This window comes from Yersinia massiliensis (genome assembly GCF_003048255.1).
Taxonomy (GTDB): domain Bacteria; phylum Pseudomonadota; class Gammaproteobacteria; order Enterobacterales; family Enterobacteriaceae; genus Yersinia; species Yersinia massiliensis_A.
This window is the reverse complement of record NZ_CP028487.1, coordinates 1,397,137-1,417,693: the sequence shown is the minus strand read 5'-3', so window position 1 is coordinate 1,417,693 and position 20,557 is coordinate 1,397,137. Positions and strand designations below refer to the sequence as shown.

The following is a 20,557-nucleotide window of genomic DNA, read 5'->3' as shown; positions in this document are numbered from 1 at the left end:
GTTTTGTGTCCTACAAAACCGCGTTAGGGCGATGGACGGATAACGCCCATCGCCCTGTTTTAGCCTCGCTTAAGAGGTTTGACTAAGCCGTCTAAACCCTCGACTTTAATGGCCAATGTCAGCTCCATAAGCATACCCAACTTACCTTGCGGAAATTCACCTTTTCGGGCAAACCACAGCAGATATTCTTCGGGTAAATCGATCAACACCCGCCCTTGATATTTGCCGAAAGGCATCCGAGTATTGGCGATCTCAATCAGATTCTCTTTTTCCATACAGCCTCACGGGTTAGGACGACTCACCTAGCAAACGGATCATTTCTGCTTCATCGATGACGGTAATGCCAAGTTCCTGCGCTTTGACCAGTTTCGAACCTGCAGCTTCACCCGCGATGACCAAATCGGTTTTCTTGGAAACACTACCACTCACTTTAGCCCCTAAAGCCGTCAGGCGATCTTTCGCTTCATCACGGGAGAGGATCGTCAACGAACCGGTCAAGACCACGGTTTTACCGGCGAATGGGCTATCTATCTCTTCGGCGACAATCTGTTGCGGTTCTGGCCAACTAATCACCTTTTCCAACGCTTCAATCACTTTCTGATTGTGCTCTTCGCTGAGGAAATTCAGCACATGCTTCGCGACCACTTCACCCACGTCTGGCACGCTTTTTAATGCGTCGATATCAGCGGCACGTAGATTCTCTAGATTACGGAAATGTGCGGCCAAATTCGCGGCTGTCGCCTCGCCTACCTCACGAATACCGAGGGCATACAGGAAACGCGCAAACGTCGTCTGTTTTGCCTTCTCTAGCGAGACAATCAAATTTTGCGCAGATTTTGGCCCCATCCGATCCAGACCGGTGAGTTTACCTGCCGTCAGCTCGAATAAGTCAGCGGGATTCTCAACGTACTGTTTCTCAACCAATTGCTCGATAATCTTATCGCCCATGCCATCGACATCCAGCGCCCTGCGGGAAACAAAATGCTTTAACGCTTCTTTGCGCTGTGCGGCGCAGAACAAACCGCCGGTACAGCGAGCGACCGCCTCGCCTTCAACACGTTCAATCTCTGAACCACACACAGGGCACTGCTCAGGGAAAGTGATCTCTTTGGCATCTTGTGGGCGTTGTTCCAATACGACGCCTACCACTTGCGGGATCACATCACCCGCGCGGCGCACAATGACTGTATCGCCAATACGCAAGCCAAGGCGCTCAATCTCATCGGCGTTATGCAGCGTCGCATTACTCACCATCACACCGGCCACTTGTACTGGCTCAAGGCGTGCTACGGGGGTAATCGCCCCCGTGCGCCCGACCTGAAACTCCACTTCGCGAACTTGGGTTATCTGCTCCTGGGCGGGGAACTTAAAGGCGGTCGCCCAACGCGGAGCACGAGCCACAAAACCGAGTTGCTCCTGCAGATCAAGATCGTCAACTTTGATGACGACACCGTCAATATCAAAGCCTAAGCTCGCACGGTCTTGTTCTACCTGACGATAGAAGGCAATCACCTGCTCACTGCCAGTACACAGTTTTACGCGGTCACTGACGGGCAAGCCCCAAGCTTTAAACTGCATTAAGCGCTGAATATGGCTGCGAGGAAGTTCGCCACCTTCCAACAAACCCACGCCATAACAGAAGAACGTTAACCGGCGCTTGGCAGTAATACGGGGATCAAGCTGACGCAAGGAGCCCGCAGCGGCATTACGTGGATTGGCAAACACTTTGCCGCCTTTGCGACGCGCATCTTCATTAAGTTGTTCAAAGCCCGCTTGCGGCATAAAAACTTCACCGCGCACTTCAACTCGCTGCGGGATATTGTCACCTTGCAAGCGCAGCGGAATGGCTCGAATAGTGCGTACGTTGGCGGTAATGTTTTCACCCGTCGTCCCATCACCACGGGTTGCGGCTCTAACCAACTCACCATTTTCATACAGTAAACTGACCGCCAGACCATCTAACTTCAATTCACAGCAAAACGTCAGTGGTTCTGCGCGTTTCAGGCGATCATGGACTCGCTTATCAAAGGCGAGATAGCTCTCTTCATCAAACACATTATCGAGAGAAAGCATCGGGACTTCGTGCTTAACCTGCTCAAACGCATCAAGAGGTGCCGCCCCTACACGCTGCGTCGGTGAATCAAGGGTAATCAACTCAGGGTGCTGAGTTTCCAAATCACGCAATTGCTGCATGAGACGGTCATATTCAGCATCAGGGATCTCGGGGGCATCCAACACATGGTATTGGTGTTCGTGATGGCGCAATGAAGTTCTTAGTTGATTAATTTGCTGAATGATTGATTCCATAGCTCACCATCAATGATAAAAAACCCCCGGCATGCGGGGGTTCGGGTTAATTCGATTCATTGCTAGGCAACGTGATTAGGCTTTTGCGTTGGCATCCAACACTTCGCGGATACGGGCCTTATACGTTTCCAATTTTTGCGGGGTCATCATGCGGCGCTCATCATCTAACACCACACCACCGACATCATCGGCAATACGTTGAGCTGATTGCAGCATAAGCTTAAAGTTCTGATGCGCATCGCCATAAGACGGCACCATCATAAACATTGAGACGCCCGGTGTTGAGAAGTCAGCCATGGTATCAGGGTCAAAGGAGCCCGGTTTAACCATATTTGCCAGACTGAATAATACTGGGCCGCTACCAGCAGGGCTAAGATGGCGATGGAAAATGCCCATTTCACCAAACTGGAAACCGGACTGAAGAACACTTTGTAGCAGCAACTCGCCACCAAGAGCACCACCATGGTGCGCGGCAACATGCAGCACTAATACCGTTTCTTTCAGTTTCTGTTGCTTCACCTCAGGGGCCGGAGCGACAGGTTCTGGTTCAGGCTGCGCAGCAGGACGAGGTGCTGGTTCAGCCGCATGCTGTGGCTCTACATGTCGCGGTTGGGAATAGGATTCTTCAACCGATCCAAGTAAAGGATCACGCTGTGACACATGCGGTGGTTGCTCAGCAGATAGCCCACCCAAAAGAGGGTCGTCGTATTCTGTTTGCACTGAAGCGAATGGTTGTTGACGAGATTCCGCCTTAACCTGAGCCGGTTTCGCATCAGCATGCTGAATAACCGGCATTTCTTCGTCATCGTCATCAATATGACTAAACGAAGGCTTCTCCTGTAGATGAGCAGTGCGCACGCGCACTTCTCCTACCCCTTCATCGAGACTCTCGATCGGGGTTTCAACACGTTCTTGTTTCAGACGTTTAACTGGGCGATCGCGAAAAAGTGACGAGCGTTCTTTACGGCTGGTCCATAAACCATGCAATAACAACGCTATTATGGCGATCGCGCCAACAACGATTAATATCAGACGCAAATCCTGCATCATTACTATCTCTGTTGTTCCAATACATTGCCACCGCGGCAAACATTCACCCTTTAACTCTATTTCCCAACGAACACAAGTGCAAGTCCGTGCTCAATTTTCTTCGAAGAAAGATGATTATGCTAGATGTTTCGCTTATTTTTTGAACGATATGTGACTATGCAGTGGGAAATCATACCGATATGATACGTGGGTTGATGAGCTTATAGAGAATTGAATGGCATGGCGTATACGCAAAAAGCGGTAAAAAAGGTGAGTGGTGTTCATTATTTTGCTCAAGGATGGCAGTTAATCTCTCGTCCGGGCATCCGAAGATTCGTTATTTTGCCGTTGTTGGTGAATATTCTGCTGATGGGGGGCGCTTTTTGGTGGTTATTCAACCGGATAGGTGATTGGGTTCCTCAATTGATGAGCCATGTTCCTGACTGGTTGCAATGGCTGAGTTATTTGTTGTGGCCCGTCATGGTTATTTCGGTGCTACTGGTGTTCAGTTACCTATTCAGTACCCTTGCTAATTTCATTGCAGCCCCGTTTAACGGTTTGTTGGCTGAGCAATTAGAAGCGAGCCTGACCGGCAAACCTTTGCCCGATACCGGTATTATGGGCATCATGAAAGATTTGCCGCGCATAATGGCACGTGAATGGCGCAAATTAGCTTATTACCTGCCACGGGCCGTGGTGCTACTGCTACTGTATTTGATTCCGGGTATTGGCCAAACGCTCGCGCCGGTCCTCTGGTTCTTGTTCAGCGCTTGGATGTTATCAATCCAATATTGCGACTATCCTTTTGATAACCATAAAGTGAGTTTCCAGCAAATGCGCGGTGCATTGCGCCAAGATAAAGTGGATAACTTACAATTTGGTGCACTGGTGAGCTTATTCACTATGATTCCATTCCTCAATTTAGTGATTATGCCAGTGGCGGTGTGTGGTGCCACCGCGATGTGGGTTGATCGCTATCGCGACCAGTTTATTCAACTACCACGATAATGCTCAACGGGCGTGCTCGCCACGCCCTTCTTATTGGGATTAAAACTTATTTCCTAATAACATATCGATATACCAATTACTTACTTCCATAGCCATACTGTTAGCGTATGCTTTGAACGTTTCCTACATTTTCATAGAGTTAAAGGACGGGCTATGAGCAAGATATATGAAGACAACTCTTTAACAATCGGCCATACGCCGCTGGTTCGTTTGAACCGTATCGGTAACGGACGGATTTTGGCAAAGGTTGAGTCACGTAATCCAAGTTTCAGCGTTAAATGCCGTATCGGCGCGAATATGATTTGGGATGCTGAAAAACGCGGCATCCTGACTGCAGGTAAAGAACTGGTTGAACCAACGAGTGGGAATACCGGTGTTGCACTGGCATTTGTCGCGGCCGCCCGCGGTTATAAATTAACCCTGACCATGCCTGAAACCATGAGTATTGAGCGCCGTAAACTGCTCAAAGCACTCGGGGCTAATTTAGTGCTGACTGAAGGCGCTAAAGGGATGAAAGGGGCCATTGCCAAAGCAGAAGAAATTCAAGCGACCGATCCAGACCGCTACCTGATTTTGCAGCAATTTAGCAACCCAGCGAACCCTGAGATTCATGAGAAAACCACCGGCCCTGAAATTTGGGAAGATACCGATGGTGACGTCGATGTGTTTATCGCCGGTGTAGGCACAGGCGGTACGCTTACAGGTGTTAGCCGTTACATCAAAAAAACCAAAGGCAAGGCGATTACCACTGTTGCCGTAGAACCCACCGATTCACCGGTGATTACTCAGGCATTGGCAGGCCAAGAAATCAAACCTGGCCCTCATAAAATTCAGGGGATCGGTGCTGGTTTCATTCCAGGTAACCTCGACCTGACACTGGTTGATCGTGTTGCCCTCGTCACTAATGATGAAGCCATTTCAATGGCTCGCCGTTTGATGGATGAGGAAGGTATTTTGGCCGGTATTTCTTCCGGTGCGGCAGTTGCGGCAGCAGTCAAGCTTTCTGAAGAAGATGGCTTTACTGACAAAACAATTGTGGTTATTCTTCCGTCCTCGGGTGAGCGCTATTTAAGCACGGCGTTGTTCGCAGATCTGTTCACTGAACAAGAATTGCAACAGTAGTTTTGCCGTCGCACAAAATGCTAAAAAAGCACCCACAAGGGTGCTTTTTTTGTGGCGCACTTCAAAGTTTTCACTACATAAAGATTGATTTTACCCTCTGGGTTTAGTATTTAACCGGTCAATTATTTTGATACGCGAAATTAATCGTATCTTTAATGCATCTCTAGCTGAATCGATTTACCCATTATGCAATGCGACAAAAAATGTCATCAACTGATGCTGATTGAAGACATAACGCAAAGAGAGCATTATTCTTAGATATGACAGTGCTGGTTTTGGGCCTGAATTCAGGTTGTGCCACAAACTGTCTTTGTGACTTGCCAGCGGTTGAGGCATAGTCATGCGCGAGTCAAATAGTCTCGTTTTACGCGAACCAATACAGGCTAAAGTTTAGAATTTACACTAAACTTTAGCTCCACAACATAAATCCAATAAGTTGGGGAAATACAATGTTCCAGCAAGAAGTTACTATTACTGCACCAAACGGTCTGCATACCCGCCCTGCTGCCCAGTTCGTAAAAGAAGCAAAAGGCTTTGCGTCTGACATTACCGTTATCTCTAACGGTAAAAGTGCTAGCGCTAAAAGCCTGTTCAAACTGCAAACTCTGGGCCTGACCCAAGGTACTGTTGTTACGATCTCTGCTGAAGGCGAAGATGAGAAGAAAGCTGTTGAGCATCTGGTAAAACTGATGGCTGAGCTTGAGTAATCACGCACGCTTTTTTAGTTAACACCAGTCAAGAGTAAGGTAGGGTTATGATTTCAGGCATTTTAGTATCACCGGGTATCGCTTTTGGTAAAGCACTTTTGCTGAAAGAAGATGAGATTGTCATCAACCGGAAAAAGATCTCTGCTGACCAAGTGGAGCAGGAAGTCGAGCGTTTCAAAACTGGCCGAGCGAAAGCTGCAGAACAGTTGGAAGCGATTAAGACCAAAGCTGAAGCCAGCCTCGGAGAAGAGAAAGCTGCTATCTTCGAAGGGCATATCATGCTGTTGGAAGACGAAGAGCTTGAGCAGGAAATCATAGCCCTCATTAAAGATGAGCTTGCCTCTGCTGATGCAGCCGCTTATTCAGTGATTGAAGGCCAGGCTAAGGCCTTGGAAGAGCTGGATGACGAATACCTGAAAGAACGTGCCGCTGACGTACGTGATATCGGTAAACGCCTGCTGAAGAACATTCTCGGTCTGAATATTGTCGATTTAAGTGCGATTCAGGATGAAGTCATTCTAGTCGCAACTGATCTGACACCATCAGAGACCGCACAGCTGAATCTGGATAAAGTGTTAGGGTTCATCACCGACCTTGGTGGTCGTACCTCTCACACCTCTATTATGGCTCGTTCACTGGAATTACCGGCTATCGTCGGGACAACTGATGTGACCAAGCAAGTCCAGAATGGCGACTATTTGATCCTTGATGCGGTCAACAACAAAGTCTATTTGAATCCAACTGCAGACATCATCGAGCAGTTGAAAGAAGTGAATAATCAGTACATCACTGAAAAAAATGATCTGGCCAAACTGAAAGATTTGCCAGCTATCACACTTGATGGTCATCAAGTCGAAGTGGTAGCCAACATTGGTACTGTGCGTGATATCGCCGGTGCTGAGCGTAATGGCGCTGAAGGTGTAGGTCTGTATCGTACCGAATTCCTGTTCATGGACCGCGACTCTCTGCCAACTGAAGAAGAACAGTTCCAGGCCTATAAAGCGGTCGCGGAAGCCATGGGCTCTCAGGCAGTGATTGTTCGTACCATGGACATCGGCGGTGACAAAGACCTGCCGTACATGAACTTACCGAAAGAAGAAAACCCATTCTTGGGTTGGCGCGCCATCCGTATTGCTATGGATCGCAGAGAAATCCTGCATGCACAGTTGCGGGCTATTTTGCGAGCTTCAGCATTCGGTAAATTGCGTATCATGTTCCCGATGATTATTTCGGTGGAAGAAGTTCGCGAACTGAAAGCAGAACTTGAGCTGCTGAAGAGCCAATTACGCGAAGAAAACAAGGCTTTCGATGAATCTATCGAAGTCGGTGTAATGGTTGAAACACCGGCTGCGGCGGTCATCGCTCGCCATTTAGCTAAAGAAGTTGACTTCTTTAGTATTGGGACAAACGATCTAACTCAGTATACTCTGGCAGTAGATCGTGGCAATGAGCTGATTTCCCATCTCTATAATCCAATGTCGCCATCGGTATTGGGCCTGATCAAACAGGTTATTGATGCATCTCATGCGGAAGGTAAGTGGACCGGAATGTGCGGTGAACTTGCTGGCGATGAACGTGCTACACTGTTGCTATTGGGCATGGGGCTGGATGAGTTCAGCATGAGTGCGATTTCAATCCCGCGCATCAAGAAAATTATCCGTAATACAAATTTCGAAGATGTGAAGGTGTTGGCAGAGCAGGCATTAGCTCAACCAACAGCGAAGGAATTGATGGATTTGGTGACCACATTCATCGAAGAAAAAACGCTCTGCTAATTCCACGATACTGGAACGCTGCCCAATATTAATACTTAGGAGAAGATCATGGGTTTGTTCGATAAACTGAAATCACTGGTTTCAGATGATAAAAAAGACAGTGGTACAATTGAAATCGTTGCACCTTTGTCCGGTGAAATCGTCAACATCGAAGATGTTCCGGATGTTGTATTTGCAGAGAAAATCGTGGGTGATGGTATTGCGATTAAGCCATCAGGCAACAAAATGGTTGCTCCTGTTGACGGCACCATTGGTAAAATTTTCGAAACTAACCATGCTTTTTCTATCGAATCAGACAGCGGCATTGAGCTGTTCGTCCACTTCGGTATTGATACTGTCGAACTGAAAGGCGAAGGCTTCAAACGCATCGCTGAAGAAGGTCAACGCGTCAAGAAAGGTGATGTGGTCATTGAGTTCAATCTTGCCCTGCTGGAAGAGAAAGCCAAGTCTACATTGACGCCGGTTGTTATCTCCAACATGGATGAGATCAAAGAGCTGATCAAATTGTCCGGCAGCGTCACCGTGGGTGAGACACCTATTATTCGTATTAAGAAGTAATCTCTTACGAATGAATAAAAAACGGCACCTATCATGGTGCCGTTTTTGTTACCAGAAAAGCATCTTGGCCAATGGCACCTTTTGTGAACGGATTAATCAGTCCGTCACACGCCAACGAGGCACTCGCAACGTGATTACCAATCCACCCTGCTCGCCGTTTCTGGCTTCTACCTGCCCCCTATGGGCTAGAATAACTTTACGTGTGATGGCTAACCCCAACCCGTAGCCTTTGCCGGACATTGCGGATTTTACTCGCACGAAGGGATCAAAAATGCAGGATAGCTTACTTTCCTCAACCCCAGGCCCCTGATCCGCCACTTGAATCTGGTAAAGCTTCTCAACTGGAGAAAGCGTGACGGTGACCTGCTGACCATGAGCGGAGAAGCGCAAAGCATTCCTGACGATGTTATCAATGGCACGGCGCATCAGCTCCGCGTTACCTTTCACCGTGTATTCAACTTGCTGTGGCGCAACCTGTAGCAAAATATCCACTCCTGGTACCTGCGCTTCGTAGCGGGCATCGTTCACCACCACTTTCACTAATTCGTGCAGATCGAAATATTCGTCGTCAGCAGACAAGTCGTGGTTTTCGGCACGTGATAATGCCAACAATTCACCAATCATTTTGTCCAATCGCCCAGACTCATGCTCAATACGTTGTAAGGCATTTTCTACATTATTGGGATTCTGACGTGCCAGCCCGATCGCCAATTGCAAACGAGCCAGCGGTGAGCGTAACTCATGGGAAACATCATGTAGCAGCTGTTCGCGCGCACTGACCAGCGCTTCAAGACGCTCAGCCATGGTATCGAAGTCTCGTGCTACGTCGGTCAACTCATCATGACGACGGCGCATGACGGGTAACAGTCGCACTGATAAATCCCCTTGTGCGACGCGATCAAAGCCAGCGCTGAGTTGGCGCATTGGCCGTGTCAAATTCCAAGCGAGTAACGCGCTAAAAAACAGCCCACCCAATAGGCCCATCCAGATCATTGGGATCGGAATATTGAGTATTTCATGGCGCTTCTCACCCAAGGGTTCGCCACGTTCATTTCTGGCACCGATGCTGTAGCTAATACGATAACGTTGTCCATCGGGGCTTTGGGCCCAACTCATCACTTGTGAACGATAAGTCGCAGGGTCATTACCTTTGGCTGGCTCTTCAGTCGGTACAGTATCTGCCATTGGCGAGTCTGTCGCTGTCGGTATGACAGCTAATTGTTTTTTCTCTGCCTCCGGCCATTGAGCAATCATGGCATTTAGCGCGGGCAACCCACCGGAATGCAATACCGAGGCAGCAGATGCAACCTGCAGTTGAGCCATCTGCCGTACCATTTCGCGCTCGGGGGGTTCATGACGGTTGCCGTAGAATGAAAATACGACCCACAGCATTTGCGTCATTAAAATAAAAGTCAGCCAAAATCCAAGCAGGATTTTCCAGAATAATCGTCCACGCATACTGTTGTTATCTCACTTGATTCAAAACAATTATCTGATGCGATAGCCAATACTGCGTACCGTTTCAATATTCAGGGTATTATCTGGCAACGCAGCCAGCTTTTGACGGATATTGCTGATATGCACATCGACACTGCGATCATAGGCTTCTCGTGGCCGCCCTAACCCTTTATCCGATAACTCATCTTTGGTGACCACACGATCTGGCGAGCGCAACAGCAATTCCAGCAGATTGAATTCCGAAGCCGTCAGGTCGAACACTTTGCCTTGCCACTCACTGCTGCGAGTTGATGGATTAAGCGTTAAACCTCCTTGGGAAATCTCACTGTTATCCGAAAGAGTTAAATCCGGATGTTCGTCAAAACGACGTAAGACGGCACGTAGCCGAGCCACTAATTCTCGGGGATAACATGGCTTAGGCATATAATCATCCGCGCCCATCTCAAGGCCAATCACCCGATCAATGTTATCGCCTTTGGCTGTCAACATAATGACCGGTATACGGCTCTTTTTACGTACTTGTCGCAATACATCGATTCCACTCATATCAGGCAACATGATGTCAAGAATCAAGGCGGTATAGTCGCCGGACAAAGCACCCTCAATACCCTCTTTGCCCGTTAATACCAGCTCAGCATTAAAGCCTTCGCCGCTCAGGTATTCCCTTAACATAGTGCCCAATTCAACATCATCATCGACTAACAAAATCTTCATTTTTACTCTCCTGCCTGATTTCCGCTATTTTCATGCCTATTTGATGCGCGTGCAGCCAGTTTTACTCAATCCTTACATATTCTTGAATCCCACTTAACTCACACTCAGCGGCCACGGCGGTAAATTACCTTCCTGATTTTGGTTTCACCTTTTTCTTCATCGTGGTTCAAGGATTTTTGATTAATTATGTTACAGGTCACTCAGTCAAAACGACGTTATATTGGCTTAGCACTTCTCCTACTGATTGCAGGTAGTGTGCTGCTCTTCAAACTCATGTCACCTGCGGAAAAGCCCAGATATATCACTGCCGCGGCTGAAACTCGCACGCTGGAACAAACCGTATTAGCCGATGGCAGCATCAAGGCAAAAAAACAGGTCACGGTCGGCGCACAAGTTTCAGGGCAAATCAAAGCCCTCCATGTCACCCTAGGACAGCAAGTTGAAAAAGGCCAATTAGTGGCTGAAATTGATGATCTTACGCAACAAAATGCGTTGAAAGATGCACAAGAAGCGCTGAAAAATGTGGTCGCCCAGCGCGCAGCTAAAGTGGCGACCCAGCAGAACAATCAACTCACTTACCAACGGCAACAACAGATCCTCGCCAAGGGGCTGGGGGTTCGCGCCGATTTTGATAGCGCCAAAGCCACGCTGGAGAGTACTCAAGCAGAGATCAATGCGCTAGATGCCCAGATTGCGCAGGCTGAAATTGCCGTCAATACCGCCAAACTCAATCTTGGGTACACCAAAATCAGCTCGCCGATTGCCGGTACTGTCGTGGCTATTCCTGTGGAAGAAGGGCAAACCGTCAATGCCGTGCAAAGCGCCCCGACGATCATTAAAGTTGCGCAACTGGACACCATGACGGTTGAAGCGCAGATATCTGAAGCCGATGTCGTCAAAGTCAAAGCAGGAATGCCCGTTTACTTCACGATTTTAGGCGAACAGGATGAACGCTTTAGTGCCACATTACTCGCCATTGAACCTGCCCCAGACTCGATCAACGATGAAACCACCACCACATCGTCATCAAGCTCTAGCAGCAGTAGTAGCTCCACCACCACCGCCATTTACTATAACGGTCTGTTCGATGTCGCCAACCCGAATGGTGCCCTACGGATCTCAATGACTGCTCAGGTCTATATCGTGCTCAATAAAGTTGAAGACGCTGTCGTGATCCCGGCGACCGCGCTGGAAAATGTGCAAGGCAAGTATCGGGTTCAGGTAGTGAGCGATAACGGTAACATCAGCACACGCGAGGTCACCGTCGGGGTAAACAACAATGTCGACGCCCAGATTCTCTCCGGATTACAGACGGGAGAACAAGTGATTGTCAGCCAGGCAGATACCACGTCCTCCAATACTAAGGCCCAACGTATGGGTCCACCGATGGGGATGTAATCGATGACTGACTTAAACCAAAGAAAGATATTACTACAGCTTGATAACGTCAGCCGCTGGTTTGTGACCGGTGAAGCCAATGTGCAGGTGTTGAAAAACATCAATATGACGATTCATCGCGGTGAAATGGTCGCGATTGTCGGCGCATCAGGTTCAGGTAAATCCACATTAATGAATATCCTTGGTTGCCTAGATAAACCCAGTTCAGGTGAATATCTGGTGGCAGGGCGTATTCCACAACATCTCGACGGCGACACTCTTGCCGAGCTACGTCGTGAGCATTTCGGCTTTATTTTCCAGCGCTATCATTTATTGAATGATTTAAGCGCTCGAGAGAATGTAGAAATCCCCGCTATTTATGCCGGTGTTGATCGTGAAGTCCGTCGTCAACGCGCCAGCGCCCTGCTATCACGCCTCGGATTAGTTGACCGGCTGGGATATCGCCCAAGTCAGCTTTCCGGCGGGCAACAACAACGAGTCAGTATTGCCAGAGCACTGATGAACGGTGGCGAGGTGATTCTTGCCGACGAACCCACGGGTGCACTCGACACACATAGCGGCAATGAGGTGTTAAGTATCCTGAAAGACCTGCATCGTCAAGGCCATACCGTGGTTATTGTCACCCACGACATGGCCATTGCAGAACATGCTCAACGGATTATCGAACTGAGAGATGGTGAGGTGATTGCTGACCGAACAGTGCCACAAGCAGTGACGCTAACGCAATCAGTGCCAGCGGTTCCAGATGAGATAGCACCAGAGATTGAAACGAAGCCGCCACTTTCCCCTTGGAAAGCTCAACGTGACCGCCTGCGCGAAGCCTTCAAAATGGCAACCTTGGCGATGGCTGCGCAACGTTTACGCACGCTGTTAACGATGTTAGGGATCATTATCGGCATTGCCTCAGTGGTGTCTGTCGTGGCGTTAGGGAAAGGTTCACAGCAACAGGTATTAGCCAATATCAATGCCATGGGCACCAGCACATTGGAGATCTTCCCCGGTAAAGACTTCGGTGATATGCGATCTGCCGCCATTCAGACTCTGCGCGCCACCGATGCTGATGCACTCGCGAAGCAAGGCTATATTCACAGTGTGACGCCCACCGTCTCGACCAGTACCACGCTGCGTTATGGCAACAAATCCGTCAGTGGCACAGTGAATGGCGTGGGTGAGCAATACTTTATGGTACGTGGCTACACGCTCGATCAAGGGATGGCATTTACCCGTGTAAGTGTTGATGGATTGAGGCAAGAAGCCGTCATTGATGAAAATACACGCGATAAATTGTTTCCCAATGGGGAGAATCCCCTCGGGAAAGTGATCTTACTGGGTTCCCTGCCCTGCCGAGTGATCGGGGTTGCGGCCAAAAAACAGAGTGGGTTTGGCAGTGACGAAAATCTTAACGTTTGGATACCTTACACCACCGCGATGAAACGTATGCTTGGGCAATCCTATTTGCGCAGCATCACTGTGCGGGTTAACGATGACATTGATTTGGTCAATGCCGAACAGGGTGTCACAAAGCTGCTCACCCAACGCCATGGTACGCAGGATTTTTTCGTGATGAACACCGATAGCATCCGTCAAACCATTGAGAAAACTACGTCTACCATGACATTGCTTGTCTCAATGATTGCCGTTATTTCATTGGTGGTCGGGGGGATTGGGGTGATGAATATCATGTTGGTGTCAGTTACTGAACGCACCAAAGAAATTGGTGTTCGAATGGCCGTTGGCGCGAGAGCCAGCGATATCATGCAACAATTCTTGATTGAGGCCGTTCTGGTATGTCTGCTGGGAGGGGGCATTGGTGTTATGTTGTCATTAGGTATCGGCCTATTGTTCAGCCAGTTCAGTAGCACTTTCTCGATGGTTTATTCGGCAACATCAATCATCACCGCATTCGTTTGCTCAAGCCTGATCGGGGTTATTTTTGGTTTTTTCCCCGCCAAGAGAGCGGCGAAGATGGATCCCATAAGAGCCTTAGAACGAGAATAACCCATCTTATTCTTAGTTTTTTTATCATCTATATCCTTTAGTACGGAACAGTGACAAATCAGTAAGCCATACGGACAAATACGATATAAATTATCGTATTTGTCCCAATATAAACAATAAAATAAAAAACAAGTTCAGATAACTATAATAGCCTTATAAGAAAAGTATTATGAATAAAAAATCCAGATAATAATATTGAAATATAAAGCCAATTAAATCAGTCAAATAACAATATATTAATAATCATTAACATCAATATAAAAATTAAGAATTTTCGTAAATTCCTAAAATAAAAATGTGAGCGCTAATTTCGAGATGCCCAATAACCTTTACATGATTAATTCACTGCGATAGTGTTCGTATATAGGGAATTAAAAATCATCTATACATTAAAACTAATCTTTCATTTTATAGCATAAAGCTCAATACCCATCCTTTAACATAGATTGTATTTTGCACATCGCTATCTTATTGATAATTTGATTTTTCTGCTACTGGTCATCATCAATCAGGGGCGGTAGCGTGGAAAAAGAACAGACTAATATTTTTGGAAAATTTACAGATGGCCCGCAGTGGTTTTGAAGTACAAAAATCAGCCGTTAACGCTTTGTTTCTTAGAGAAATAAAGACTAGATTTGGTAAGTATCGCCTTGGTTATCTTTGGGCGGCATTAGAACCGATGGCACATATGCTCATTCTAGTGGGTATTTTCGGTTATATTATGCAGCGTTCTATGCCAGATATATCCTTCCCTGTATTCTTGATTAACGGTATCGTCCCCTATTTTGTTTTCATTAATATCAGCAATCGCTCGATTGGTGCCATAGAAGCCAATCAAGGATTATTTAACTATCGCCCCGTTAGACCCATCGATACAATAATCTCCCGCGCCCTGTTAGAGACGCTTATCTATGCAATCGTTTATGTCTTACTCATGACGATTGTCGGCCTGCTTGGCGAAGAGTTTGAAATCATCAATTTGATTTCATTAGTCCTCGTTTGGATCTTGTTAGTCATCTTCTCCTGCGGCGTCGGTTTGACTTTTATGGTAATAGGTAAGACGTTCCCCGAAACAGAGAAATTCCTGCCCATCCTGTTAAAGCCACTATATTTTATATCCTGCATCATGTTCCCACTGCATGCTATCCCAAAAGAGTACTGGCCGTACTTGCTATGGAATCCATTAGTTCATGTGGTCGAATTGTGCCGTGAAGCTGTGGTTCCGGGTTATATCAGCGAAGGAGCTAATATCCACTATCTCGCTTTATGTGCTTTGGTCAGTCTATTTATCGGGTTAGTCCTATACCGAAACGGTGAAGAGGCGATGCTAACCTCGTGATCAGAATTGAGAATCTCACTAAATCTTATCGTACACCTACCGGCCGACATTATGTTTTTAAGAATCTGCAGGTTGAGTTTCCCGCCGATAAAAGCGTGGCACTGATAGGTCGCAATGGATCCGGTAAATCAACGTTATTACGTGTTATTGGCGGCATTGATCGGCCCGATAGCGGTAAAGTCATTACCGATAAAACCATCTCATGGCCCGTTGGATTAGCCGGTGGATTCCAAGGTAGCCTAACAGGACGCGAAAACGTTAAGTTTGTCGCTCGCCTCTACGCAACAAACAGCGAGCTACGTGAGAAAGTGGCTTTTGTCGAAGACTTTGCGGAGCTCGGAAAATACTTCGATATGCCAATTAAAACTTATTCTTCAGGCATGAGATCCCGCCTTGGCTTTGGCCTGAGTATGGCATTTAAATTTGATTATTATCTGGTGGACGAAGTCACCGCCGTCGGCGATGCACGCTTTAAGCAAAAATGTGCGGATCTGTTCAAATCCCGCCATCAAGAATCGAGTTTTCTGATGGTTTCTCACAGCCTTGGTTCACTAAAAGAATTCTGCGACGCGGCGCTATTTATTGGTCGGAATAATCAGGTGAAATATTTCGAATCTGTAGAAGAGGCGATCGCAGTTTATAAAGTGGATGAAGGAATGTAGTTTTTTTTGAAATTGTAGACTGTAAATGAAAAAATTAAAAAAATTCCTTAAAAGCCCTGGGATATTTTTTCGGGATTACTTTAATAAAAAACACCCTATTATTAGAAATGAAATAAAGTGTCCCGAATTGGAAGAAAACATTCTCATTCGGCATGATTTATTGTTGGAAAATTTAATGACCATCAATTTTCCAATAGATGTTGTTTTTACTTGGGTTGATGACTCAGATATAGAATGGCAACAGCGTTATCAGCAACATAAGAACATGGCTGACTCAAACACCCTTGGGCAATATGCTACAGATAAGGCAAGATTCAGCAATCATGATGAATTACGCCATTCTGTTAAAAGTGTTGAGCTTTTTCTACCCTGGGTCAGATATATATATATTGTTACCGATAACCAACGCCCTTCATGGTTAGAGAATAACGACCGCATCAAAATCATTGACCACAGTGAGATTATTGAAAATCAATATTTACCTACATTTAACTCTCATGTCATAGAAGCGCACATACATAAGATACCGAATTTAGCAGAGCATTTTATTTATTTCAATGATGATGTTTTTGTTGCAAGACCATTATCTGCCGGACATTTTTTTAAAGGCAATGGTATTGCCTCATTATTCCTTTCTCAAAAAAGCTTGGCCAGCATGCAAGCTAAAGGAACGAATACACCAACACTGAGTGCTTCGATAAATGCTATAAAAATATTCGCACAAGATTTCCAAACCGTCATAGATACGCCACTAATCCATTCTTACATTCCACTTAGAAAGAGTGTTTTTGACAGGAGTTATGAACATTATGAAACTGAGATAAGAAAATTTTTGCCAAACAAATTCAGAACAAATCATGATATGAATCTAGCGACTTTCTTTGTTCCTTGGATGTCATACATTCAAGGCGTAGCAGTTCCTTCTCGTGATGTTTGCTATTACTTCAACATCAGATCTACCGCAGCCAGAAGTGTCTTTGAAGCATTGAAGGTTGCTAAAGAAGAGGGATGCTTACCTCATTCATTTTGCGCTAATGATTTCCATACACAGAAAGCCCAGCTTGATGACTATCAGCAATTATTAGATACAGCACTTAACCATCATTTTAAATGAAAAATTAGAGATGATAAAATACAGCACAATTTTATTGTTAGTCATTATAAGTTCAATTGGTATATTTAGTGTTAAGAGTGAAATACTAGTTAAAGAAAACAATCATTTTGATAATGAAATCAACACTAAAAAAAGTGTAAAGTGTTATCCATCACCAGAAAACAGAATAATGCAGTCATTTTATGTAGACTTTCATCGGAAAATAACATGGCTAACATATGACAATAATAAAAGAGACCATCAGTTAATAGAGAAATACGATAACAAAAAAAACATAATTGAAAAACAAGAGTATTATAAAAAATTTAGCATTGGCCACTTAGATGGTATCTATGTAGAAAGTGATACTATATTCACTACAGATAAGTGGACTAACCCATCAATTATAAAAATTAAAAACAAAAATTTAATCGGTAGGTTGCAGTATCCAATTGAAATAATTGGAAATCAAGTATTAGCAGTCGATAGGCAAAACACAGAAAAATTCATTGTTTGGGCTACAGAAAAAGAAAGTGGAAATAAGAAAATTTTTACTGGTAAATTTGATTCAAAAAAAGAAAAAATATTAAGCTTTAAAAAGTCGAAAATAATTTTCCCGAAAGATGAAGTCTTGCAGGGAATAGCATTAAACAATAATAAAGTGTATGTATTGACAGGTTTATCTCCCCCATATTCTTTTTTATATATTTGGAATATGGAAAATGGGATTTTAATTAAAAGAATACCATTGGAAAGTAAAATAAAAAAATATAAAGACATCTACAAATATGAGCCTGAAGGCTTGAACATTATCTCAGATGATAACGGTGAAAAAATAATTCTAATTGGCATCGCCGTTATAACCAAGACCAAAAAACACTTCAATTGCATTATACCTTTTAGCAGTTAATTATGCCTAGGAAAAAACATGAAATTAGCTTATAGGAAAGCGATAGTTACTGTAATAATTCCAGTTTATAAAACAGAGAAATACATCAGAGAATGCTTAGACTCTGTACTGAAACAATCCATCAGTAAAAAATACAAAAATAATTATATTGAAATAATATGTATTGATGATGGTTCACCAGATAATTCAAAATCCATAATAAGCGAATACATTGAAAAACATAACAATATTATTCTCCTAGAGCAAGTGAACTCAGGGCAATCAATAGCAAGAAATAATGCTATTACCATAGCTAAAGGTAAGTATATTATCTTTTTAGACTCAGATGATCTATTGCCAGAGGATGCTATTTCCTCATTATTAGATGTCGCTGATGAGACACAATCTGAAGTCATCGTATCGCATAGTAAAGCATTCAACATCCGTCGTTCTTGGTATATAGCAGAACATGCAGAAGTGGCATGCGCATCTTTACGAAAAGTAAAATTCTTCCATAGATCCATATTAGTCAACACCCCCCCTCCATGGGGTAAATTATATAGTCGAGACTTAATAATTCGTAATGGAATAAAATTTCCAGTAGGTATAAAACTTGCTGAAGACTGGATCTTTGTGATGAATGCAATGTATAAAGCTAATCATATATCGAGCACGCCAGCAGTTACCTACCTGTATAGAGGTAGGGACGATGAGGATAATCCTTCATGTACTCAGATTGTAAATGAAAAAGTATTCCTTGATTTAATCGCTGTTTATAACTTAACCCTTCAATTTAATCTTCCACCAAGACAAACATGGCTAGCTAAGTTATTTATCTTAAGAGGAATACTCTATCGACTAGATAAATTCTCAAAAGATAATGATTTTAATAGTTGCAAGTCAACATACAAAACATTACATCAATTTTTGAAAAATGATATTGGTGTAGAAGCATTAGAAGTTTTCACGCCCAAAAGAAGACTTCCTTTACTACTTCTATTTAATGGCTTTTACTCAGAAACTCATCGTGTTTTAAATGGAAAATTTAGGCGAAAATTTTTTAAGCGTGAAGATATAAAACATAGCGAATTAATTAAAGATGATTTTGATTTTTTGAAACAAAAGAGAAATATACTCACTCAAGCTTTAGTTAAAGTAAAAAAATACAAGAGGAAAATTAAGAAATCAAGGTGGGGATTTCAATATTACTCAGCAGCTTTAATTGCAAAATACTTTTATCGACATAGAAATATAAGCTTAATTGGCGAGAGACTAGGAAATACCGCTAACGATTCTAGCTATCATCTTTTTCGTTACGCCAATAGCATATCTTGTCATTCCAAAAAAGTTAGCGATGCTGAATATTACTACGTAATAAAGAAAGAATCGATGACCCGTTCAAATTTATCTAATTACAAGAATGTTGTTTCTTATGGAAGCTTAAAACATTTTATAATATTCCATGCTTCTCAGAGATATATTTTCAGTGATTGTATGAGGGATGTGTTCTTCAGATGGAAAGAAATAGCTCACCACCATGAACATAAGCCACTCTATTTTCTGCAGCATGGTATTTTTGCTCTAAATAGAGCTGCGGGATATTATGATCGTAACTCTATGGACAAACGAAAGGAATTACCTAATAAATTCATAGTCAGTTCTGAACATGAACGTAATTTAGTTTGTAAAAACTTTGGCTTTTTTAAAGATGAAGTGGCCGTAACAGGACTATCTCGATTTGATCATCTACCAAAAAAAATGCGGTCCCCCAGTAAGAAGATACTTATCATGTTTACCTGGCGTGATAGTTTAAATAATGTTCCAGTAGAGCAATTCAAAGAATCTCAATATTATAAGAGATTAGTACAGGTATTAACGGATAAGAATATAAGTGAATTATTACATAAGTATGGATACACTATTGAAGCCTGTTTGCATCATAAACTGCATCAATATACAGATGATATTAGAGATTCGAATTCATGCAATATACACAGTATGAATGAAGTTGATGTACAATCTTTAATCATTGAATCTGACTTTATGATCACTGATTATTCTTCTGCATCGTTTGATATGCTCTATCAAAGAAAACCCGTTCTCTTTTATTGGTTTGATGAAGCTCAATTCTTCGCACAACGTGGTGGGCCTCTGATTAACCCTTTAAAAGATGTTCCTGGGATGGTTTCACGAGATATAGAATCATTGACAAGAAATATTGAGCTCATGATCAAGAATAAATGTACACTTGATACAATGTCAGATAAAAAATCTAAAATATTTTTCAAATATAGAGATAATTCTAATTGCAGACGAATTCTTTCTTTGATAGAAAGTTGAAGTGCATAATAATACAGCTTTAGCAATATTTATCTTCGGTAAGAAATAGGCACTATCAAGGTGCCTATTAAAATAATTTCATATTTTTGGCCCTGATAGGTAAATTCAGAATAAGATGAATCGAATAGTATCAATCACGAGCAGATAGAAATTTCTCTAG

The 20,557-nt window shown here is 44.1% G+C and carries 16 protein-coding genes and 1 pseudogene; 12 read left to right on the top strand and 5 right to left on the bottom strand.

Annotation, left to right across the window (positions count from 1 at the left end):
• Nucleotides 1–59: 59 nt before the first annotated feature.
• The 3 genes from DA391_RS06465 to zipA all read right to left on the bottom strand — a co-directional run bounded on the left by DA391_RS06465 (nucleotide 60) and on the right by zipA (nucleotide 3,357).
• Complete coding sequence (locus DA391_RS06465; RefSeq protein ID WP_050083435.1) at nucleotides 60–275, bottom strand: DUF3820 family protein; 216 nt, start codon at nucleotides 273–275, stop codon at nucleotides 60–62.
• 13 nt (nucleotides 276–288) lie between these two features.
• Nucleotides 289–2,307, bottom strand: coding sequence for an NAD-dependent DNA ligase LigA (gene ligA, locus DA391_RS06460; protein ID WP_050083436.1), 2,019 nt, complete (start codon nucleotides 2,305–2,307; stop codon nucleotides 289–291).
• Nucleotides 2,308–2,382: 75 nt separating this feature from the next.
• Nucleotides 2,383–3,357 carry a cell division protein ZipA gene (gene zipA / locus DA391_RS06455; RefSeq protein WP_108087472.1) on the bottom strand — a complete coding sequence of 325 codons (975 nt, stop codon included), beginning with the start codon at nucleotides 3,355–3,357 and terminating at the stop codon, nucleotides 2,383–2,385.
• Between the two features lie 219 nt (nucleotides 3,358–3,576).
• Here zipA and cysZ point away from each other — a divergent pair, with 219 nt between their 5' ends.
• The 5 genes and pseudogenes from cysZ (at nucleotide 3,577) to crr (ending at nucleotide 8,506) form a co-directional block, all read left to right on the top strand.
• The gene (cysZ, locus tag DA391_RS06450) at nucleotides 3,577–4,344 is read left to right on the top strand and encodes a sulfate transporter CysZ (protein WP_050287122.1); all 768 of its coding nucleotides are present in this window, start codon (nucleotides 3,577–3,579) and stop codon (nucleotides 4,342–4,344) included.
• Nucleotides 4,345–4,497: 153 nt separating this feature from the next.
• On the top strand, nucleotides 4,498–5,466 hold the full coding sequence (gene cysK, locus DA391_RS06445) for a cysteine synthase A (protein ID WP_050287123.1): 969 nt from the start codon (nucleotides 4,498–4,500) through the stop codon (nucleotides 5,464–5,466).
• Between the two features lie 449 nt (nucleotides 5,467–5,915).
• A complete protein-coding gene (ptsH, locus tag DA391_RS06440) occupies nucleotides 5,916–6,173 on the top strand; it encodes a phosphocarrier protein Hpr (RefSeq protein ID WP_049607435.1) in 258 nt (85 codons plus the stop codon).
• A gap of 47 nt (nucleotides 6,174–6,220) precedes the next feature.
• Nucleotides 6,221–8,018: pseudogene (gene ptsI / locus DA391_RS06435) on the top strand (phosphoenolpyruvate-protein phosphotransferase PtsI).
• The gene (gene crr, locus DA391_RS06430; RefSeq protein ID WP_004392561.1) at nucleotides 7,997–8,506 is read left to right on the top strand and encodes a PTS glucose transporter subunit IIA; all 510 of its coding nucleotides are present in this window, start codon (nucleotides 7,997–7,999) and stop codon (nucleotides 8,504–8,506) included. The pseudogene ptsI and the gene crr overlap by 22 nt, the downstream one beginning before the upstream one ends.
• Nucleotides 8,507–8,602: 96 nt before the next feature.
• On the opposite strand, the gene DA391_RS06425 is transcribed toward crr, so the two are convergent.
• Nucleotides 8,603–9,964: an ATP-binding protein gene (locus tag DA391_RS06425; protein ID WP_050287124.1), complete on the bottom strand. Its 1,362-nt coding sequence runs from the start codon at nucleotides 9,962–9,964 to the stop codon at nucleotides 8,603–8,605.
• 30 nt (nucleotides 9,965–9,994) lie between these two features.
• Nucleotides 9,995–10,678 (bottom strand): response regulator transcription factor, encoded by a 684-nt coding sequence (locus tag DA391_RS06420; RefSeq protein WP_108087471.1) that lies wholly within the window; start codon nucleotides 10,676–10,678, stop codon nucleotides 9,995–9,997.
• Nucleotides 10,679–10,864: 186 nt separating this feature from the next.
• On the opposite strand from DA391_RS06420, the gene DA391_RS06415 reads away from it, so the two are divergent.
• The 7 genes from DA391_RS06415 to DA391_RS06385 all read left to right on the top strand — a co-directional run bounded on the left by DA391_RS06415 (nucleotide 10,865) and on the right by DA391_RS06385 (nucleotide 20,397).
• Nucleotides 10,865–12,076, top strand: a complete 1,212-nt coding sequence (locus tag DA391_RS06415) for an efflux RND transporter periplasmic adaptor subunit (protein ID WP_108087470.1) — start codon at nucleotides 10,865–10,867, stop codon at nucleotides 12,074–12,076.
• Between the two features lie 3 nt (nucleotides 12,077–12,079).
• Nucleotides 12,080–14,074, top strand: coding sequence for a MacB family efflux pump subunit (locus DA391_RS06410; protein ID WP_108087469.1), 1,995 nt, complete (start codon nucleotides 12,080–12,082; stop codon nucleotides 14,072–14,074).
• Nucleotides 14,075–14,636: 562 nt separating this feature from the next.
• Nucleotides 14,637–15,413, top strand: coding sequence for an ABC transporter permease (locus tag DA391_RS06405; RefSeq protein ID WP_050083445.1), 777 nt, complete (start codon nucleotides 14,637–14,639; stop codon nucleotides 15,411–15,413).
• Nucleotides 15,410–16,075, top strand: coding sequence for an ABC transporter ATP-binding protein (locus DA391_RS06400; protein WP_050287128.1), 666 nt, complete (start codon nucleotides 15,410–15,412; stop codon nucleotides 16,073–16,075). Before DA391_RS06405 ends, DA391_RS06400 begins: the two co-directional genes overlap by 4 nt.
• A gap of 25 nt (nucleotides 16,076–16,100) precedes the next feature.
• Nucleotides 16,101–17,189 carry a stealth family protein gene (locus tag DA391_RS06395; protein WP_050287129.1) on the top strand — a complete coding sequence of 363 codons (1,089 nt, stop codon included), beginning with the start codon at nucleotides 16,101–16,103 and terminating at the stop codon, nucleotides 17,187–17,189.
• 10 nt (nucleotides 17,190–17,199) lie between these two features.
• Nucleotides 17,200–18,078: a hypothetical protein gene (locus DA391_RS06390; RefSeq protein ID WP_050873833.1), complete on the top strand. Its 879-nt coding sequence runs from the start codon at nucleotides 17,200–17,202 to the stop codon at nucleotides 18,076–18,078.
• An 18-nt stretch (nucleotides 18,079–18,096) separates the two neighbouring features.
• Nucleotides 18,097–20,397 carry a bifunctional glycosyltransferase/CDP-glycerol:glycerophosphate glycerophosphotransferase gene (locus DA391_RS06385; protein WP_050287131.1) on the top strand — a complete coding sequence of 767 codons (2,301 nt, stop codon included), beginning with the start codon at nucleotides 18,097–18,099 and terminating at the stop codon, nucleotides 20,395–20,397.
• Nucleotides 20,398–20,557 lie beyond the last annotated feature (160 nt).